Genomic DNA, 6,299 nt, shown 5'->3' with positions numbered 1-6,299 from the left:
GTATATATATAAATAAGAACGTAAATAAACTTGTAAGTATATATATAAATAAGAACGTAAATAAACTTGTAAGTATATATATAAATAAGAACGTAAATAAACTTGTAAGTATATAATATCGAAATAGTAACTTATATTATTAAGAAACACAATTTAATGCCAGTAAATAAAAGAAGACTGTTACCAGAAAAAATAGAAGATATAAACATAACAAAATACAAACTTGACTTTGAATAAGGTAGTAAAGATGATATACCTATTAAAGAAAAAATGAAATATTTAACAACTATGTACTTTATGTCATTATGAAATGATATTTTTGAGATCAATAAAGAGATGTTGGATAAAACCTCTAATATTACATATCATTTATATTTAAATTATAATTAATATATTTTTATTATATAATTTAAATGTAAAATCAATTTGAAAAAACGAACTAAATATTTTATACTTAAACTACATTAAATAGTTCACTAAAACGAACTGTAATTATAAATGTAAGTAAAGACGTATTCATAACTGTAAGTATAAGTATAAATAGGAATGTAAATAGAGATATGAATATGATAATAAGTAAAATAATAAATATGATAGTAAATAAGCAATATATGTACCTAATCATAACTATAGGGCAAAGTTGGTTGTTTACTTATAAATGTAAATAAGAACGCAAATAAAGACGTAAGTAAAGATATAAGTATTAAGTGAAATAATTAAAATTAATGATTAAAGGGGCGTTTTAATATGGCTAACACTAAAACACAAAAGATATTAAGTATCTCAAAAACAAAAAGTGAAAATATCGCAAATTGGTTTGTTAATGACGCACAGTGGAAATTATTAGCTGAACATTTAGAGTTAGGAAAAACAGCTATCTTTAAATATAAGAAGCTTATTAAGACAAAATCAGAAGAACAAGACGCATTATATGCGTTAGGAGATATTTTCACATTAAACCAATTAAACACTGTCATAGAGCTATTTAACGACACGATAGAGTACCCAGAAAAGTATGAAAAACCGAAGAAAAAATCTGATGTTGATTTAAAAGCACAAGCAGATGTAATACAAAAACATACAAAAGATATGAATATGGATTATTTAGGTTATCAAGAGAAGCCGACGGCAACGAAAGAGAAAACCAAAATAGAAACCGAAAACAAAACAGATAAAGAGGCTCAAACCCCTACTAAATCAGATGTTATCGCTAAACATAATGCTAAGCGTAAAGCGATGAAAGAAGAAATAGAAGCTTTGCCTAAAGATAGTCCAGAAAGAATAGAAAAAGAAAGAGCATATAAGCAATCGGAAGCCGATAGAATTGCTGAATTTTGGGACGCACAAAAGCGAGAACAAGAAGATAAATAGGAGTGAATAGCGATGGCTAAGGTATGGAGATACACAATCAAATTACCACCTATGGGAACGCCCAGACCCCGTACAAGACGTTTAGATGATGGACGTACTATCACGTATTATGACCAGTCTTACAGTGATTATTTAGACGCAATACAAGCCGAACTAGCGAAAGATAATGCGATTAATGATGATTTTTATGATGTGATAAATACCGAGTTAGGCGTGAAAGCCGAAATCATGTTTTACGTACAAGCGCCAAGAAGTCAAAAGCGATTAAAAAAGCTAACAAGGACGACAGCACCTGATATAGATAACTTGCTCAAAGCAGCATTAGACGGCATTTTCAGAGGATTAGAAGTCAAAGACAGCCGAGTAGCGTTGGTATCAATGGGCAAGTTTCAAGAAATGGAAAATCCAAGAACTGAGATAGTTTTAAGGGGGATTGAGTAATGGCGAACTCAAATTTAGATAAGTTTCTAGTAATAGAAAAAATGATGGACGAGGCACAGGGCTTAATGGAGCCATATTTAAGTAGTTTAGAGCAGCGTTATGAGTATATGAACGTGTTGAGAAAAGAATATAGTAACCTATCGCACACACTAGGCAAGATACAGCAACGTGTAATCAAGCAAGGTGATAAGCTCGAAGTAGACGCAGACGTAAAGAATGTAGCACAAAGTGCAAGAGACCGAATAGACGAGCATATAGAGGCGATAGAAGAAGATAAAGCAGATGGAGATAATCAACCATCGGTTAAGCAATTAAAACGTGCTAGAGAAAAGCTAGACGGCGAATTAGACGAAGATAGCATAGGAGAAGCATGGCGATTGTTGAAAGTTCGAAAAATAGAAATCGAAGAGTTAAATGTGCTTATGGACTTAATCGACGCTATGGAAGACGGTAAACAAGATAAAGCAGAAAGTATTGTTAAAAAGATTGAAAAGCTAAGAAGTGATTATACAAGTGGCTTTGTACGCTATAGAGAGGCGTTAGAGCAAGGAGAAGACGTACAAAAAGAAGTTGATGATGTTATCGGCGATTTAGAAGATAGTGGCTATATACAAGAGGCTGAGAGCCTTACAGACGCAAGACCTAGTATTGCAGAAGAAAGAGGCTTAAGACCTGACGCACAACCGCTTCTAGACCTTTTAAACCCTATTAAGAGTGCAGGTTTAGAGTATTTTCAAAGTAGAAATAGGAACTCGGCATCATATGATTTAAATGTTGCCTTTGCGAAAGAAGTTGCTTATACAAGAAGAGCGTTATTAGAAGACCGTGAATATATCGGTACTAGAAACGCATTTAACCGTTTAAATACGGCGTTTGAGGAGCTTTCAGGCTATATGTACGACCGTTTTTATCAACTAGGAGGCACGCCAGTAAATTATCACGGACATGATGATAGAGTTAGATAAAAAATAAAAGCAGCAACCAAGCACCATATTAATTATGGTGCTTTTTATAATGCCGTCATATCAACGTTTTAAAGACATTTATAACCATAATCAAGTAATAAAAATAACAGTTCGTTAAAACGAACTATAAAACGCAATAACCTTTAAAAAAGTATAACTAATTAAATATAACATTTAATAAGGAGTTGAGTAAACATTAATAATAAAAATTAAAGGGAAATTAAGAGATAAACAGAGTATATAATTGAATAAAGAACAATATAAAATTAGAGTTATAAATAAAAGAAATATAAGTTCACGAAAGTGAACTTAAAAGGAACGAGCACAAAAATAAGTTCGCAAAAAAGAACCGAAGAGCAAGTGCTATGGGCTAATAGCCCATAGCACTTGCTCTTCGGTTCTTTTTTGCGAACTTATTTTTGTGCTCGTTCCTTTTAAGTTCACTTTCGTGAACTTATATTTCTTTTATTTATAACTCTAATTTTATATTGTTCTTTATTCAATTATATACTCTGTTTATCTCTTAATTTCCCTTTAATTTTTATTATTAATGTTTACTCAACTCCTTATTAAATGTTATATTTAATTAGTTATACTTTTTTAAAGGTTATTGCGTTTTATAGTTCGTTTTAACGAACTGTTATTTTTATTACTTGATTATGGTTATAAATGTCTTTAAAACGTTGATATGACGGCATTATAAAAAGCACCATAATTAATATGGTGCTTGGTTGCTGCTTTTATTTTTTATCTAACTCTATCATCATGTCCGTGATAATTTACTGGCGTGCCTCCTAGTTGATAAAAACGGTCGTACATATAGCCTGAAAGCTCCTCAAACGCCGTATTTAAACGGTTAAATGCGTTTCTAGTACCGATATATTCACGGTCTTCTAATAACGCTCTTCTTGTATAAGCAACTTCTTTCGCAAAGGCAACATTTAAATCATATGATGCCGAGTTCCTATTTCTACTTTGAAAATACTCTAAACCTGCACTCTTAATAGGGTTTAAAAGGTCTAGAAGCGGTTGTGCGTCAGGTCTTAAGCCTCTTTCTTCTGCAATACTAGGTCTTGCGTCTGTAAGGCTCTCAGCCTCTTGTATATAGCCACTATCTTCTAAATCGCCGATAACATCATCAACTTCTTTTTGTACGTCTTCTCCTTGCTCTAACGCCTCTCTATAGCGTACAAAGCCACTTGTATAATCACTTCTTAGCTTTTCAATCTTTTTAACAATACTTTCTGCTTTATCTTGTTTACCGTCTTCCATAGCGTCGATTAAGTCCATAAGCACATTTAACTCTTCGATTTCTATTTTTCGAACTTTCAACAATCGCCATGCTTCTCCTATGCTATCTTCGTCTAATTCGCCGTCTAGCTTTTCTCTAGCACGTTTTAATTGCTTAACCGATGGTTGATTATCTCCATCTGCTTTATCTTCTTCTATCGCCTCTATATGCTCGTCTATTCGGTCTCTTGCACTTTGTGCTACATTCTTTACGTCTGCGTCTACTTCGAGCTTATCACCTTGCTTGATTACACGTTGCTGTATCTTGCCTAGTGTGTGCGATAGGTTACTATATTCTTTTCTCAACACGTTCATATACTCATAACGCTGCTCTAAACTACTTAAATATGGCTCCATTAAGCCCTGTGCCTCGTCCATCATTTTTTCTATTACTAGAAACTTATCTAAATTTGAGTTCGCCATTACTCAATCCCCCTTAAAACTATCTCAGTTCTTGGATTTTCCATTTCTTGAAACTTGCCCATTGATACCAACGCTACTCGGCTGTCTTTGACTTCTAATCCTCTGAAAATGCCGTCTAATGCTGCTTTGAGCAAGTTATCTATATCAGGTGCTGTCGTCCTTGTTAGCTTTTTTAATCGCTTTTGACTTCTTGGCGCTTGTACGTAAAACATGATTTCGGCTTTCACGCCTAACTCGGTATTTATCACATCATAAAAATCATCATTAATCGCATTATCTTTCGCTAGTTCGGCTTGTATTGCGTCTAAATAATCACTGTAAGACTGGTCATAATACGTGATAGTACGTCCATCATCTAAACGTCTTGTACGGGGTCTGGGCGTTCCCATAGGTGGTAATTTGATTGTGTATCTCCATACCTTAGCCATCGCTATTCACTCCTATTTATCTTCTTGTTCTCGCTTTTGTGCGTCCCAAAATTCAGCAATTCTATCGGCTTCCGATTGCTTATATGCTCTTTCTTTTTCTATTCTTTCTGGACTATCTTTAGGCAAAGCTTCTATTTCTTCTTTCATCGCTTTACGCTTAGCATTATGTTTAGCGATAACATCTGATTTAGTAGGGGTTTGAGCCTCTTTATCTGTTTTGTTTTCGGTTTCTATTTTGGTTTTCTCTTTCGTTGCCGTCGGCTTCTCTTGATAACCTAAATAATCCATATTCATATCTTTTGTATGTTTTTGTATTACATCTGCTTGTGCTTTTAAATCAACATCAGATTTTTTCTTCGGTTTTTCATACTTTTCTGGGTACTCTATCGTGTCGTTAAATAGCTCTATGACAGTGTTTAATTGGTTTAATGTGAAAATATCTCCTAACGCATATAATGCGTCTTGTTCTTCTGATTTTGTCTTAATAAGCTTCTTATATTTAAAGATAGCTGTTTTTCCTAACTCTAAATGTTCAGCTAATAATTTCCACTGTGCGTCATTAACAAACCAATTTGCGATATTTTCACTTTTTGTTTTTGAGATACTTAATATCTTTTGTGTTTTAGTGTTAGCCATATTAAAACGCCCCTTTAATCATTAATTTTAATTATTTCACTTAATACTTATATCTTTACTTACGTCTTTATTTGCGTTCTTATTTACATTTATAAGTAAACAACCAACTTTGCCCTATAGTTATGATTAGGTACATATATTGCTTATTTACTATCATATTTATTATTTTACTTATTATCATATTCATATCTCTATTTACATTCCTATTTATACTTATACTTACAGTTATGAATACGTCTTTACTTACATTTATAATTACAGTTCGTTTTAGTGAACTATTTAATGTAGTTTAAGTATAAAATATTTAGTTCGTTTTTTCAAATTGATTTTACATTTAAATTATATAATAAAAATATATTAATTATAATTTAAATATAAATGATATGTAATATTAGAGGTTTTATCCAACATCTCTTTATTGATCTCAAAAATATCATTTCATAATGACATAAAGTACATAGTTGTTAAATATTTCATTTTTTCTTTAATAGGTATATCATCTTTACTACCTTATTCAAAGTCAAGTTTGTATTTTGTTATGTTTATATCTTCTATTTTTTCTGGTAACAGTCTTCTTTTATTTACTGGCATTAAATTGTGTTTCTTAATAATATAAGTTACTATTTCGATATTATATACTTACAAGTTTATTTACGTTCTTATTTATATATATACTTACAAGTTTATTTACGTTCTTATTTATATATATACTTACAAGTTTATTTACGTTCTTATTTATATATAT

At 31.8% G+C, this 6,299-nt stretch carries 6 protein-coding genes; 3 read left to right on the top strand and 3 right to left on the bottom strand.

Annotated features, from left to right (window positions below; translation table 11 throughout):
• Window positions 1-747: 747 nt before the first annotated feature.
• The 3 genes from AC2FB1_RS10570 to AC2FB1_RS10560 are packed head-to-tail and all read left to right on the top strand — an operon-like array spanning window position 748 to window position 2,777.
• The gene (locus AC2FB1_RS10570) at window positions 748-1,371 is read left to right on the top strand and encodes a hypothetical protein (RefSeq protein ID WP_490675197.1); all 624 of its coding nucleotides are present in this window, start codon (window positions 748-750) and stop codon (window positions 1,369-1,371) included.
• Between the two features lie 12 nt (window positions 1,372-1,383).
• The gene (locus AC2FB1_RS10565) at window positions 1,384-1,812 is read left to right on the top strand and encodes a RusA family crossover junction endodeoxyribonuclease (RefSeq protein WP_019236247.1); all 429 of its coding nucleotides are present in this window, start codon (window positions 1,384-1,386) and stop codon (window positions 1,810-1,812) included.
• Window positions 1,812-2,777, top strand: a complete 966-nt coding sequence (locus tag AC2FB1_RS10560; RefSeq protein WP_057509555.1) for a hypothetical protein — start codon at window positions 1,812-1,814, stop codon at window positions 2,775-2,777. Before AC2FB1_RS10565 ends, AC2FB1_RS10560 begins: the two co-directional genes overlap by 1 nt.
• Before the next feature lie 747 nt (window positions 2,778-3,524).
• On the opposite strand, the gene AC2FB1_RS10555 is transcribed toward AC2FB1_RS10560, so the two are convergent.
• The 3 genes from AC2FB1_RS10555 to AC2FB1_RS10545 are packed head-to-tail and all read right to left on the bottom strand — an operon-like array spanning window position 3,525 to window position 5,554.
• Entirely contained in the window at window positions 3,525-4,490 is a 966-nt protein-coding gene (locus AC2FB1_RS10555) for a hypothetical protein (protein ID WP_057509555.1), read from the bottom strand.
• On the bottom strand, window positions 4,490-4,918 hold the full coding sequence (locus tag AC2FB1_RS10550) for a RusA family crossover junction endodeoxyribonuclease (RefSeq protein ID WP_019236247.1): 429 nt from the start codon (window positions 4,916-4,918) through the stop codon (window positions 4,490-4,492). The genes AC2FB1_RS10555 and AC2FB1_RS10550 overlap by 1 nt, the downstream gene beginning before the upstream one ends.
• Before the next feature lie 12 nt (window positions 4,919-4,930).
• A complete protein-coding gene (locus AC2FB1_RS10545) occupies window positions 4,931-5,554 on the bottom strand; it encodes a hypothetical protein (protein ID WP_490675197.1) in 624 nt (207 codons plus the stop codon).
• Between the last annotated feature and the right edge of the window lie 745 nt (window positions 5,555-6,299).

This window comes from Staphylococcus sp. CoH_129_LAB_1 (assembly GCF_058191515.1).
Note: the sequence above shows the minus strand (reverse complement) of the source record. Positions and strands in the feature narration are given on the sequence as shown.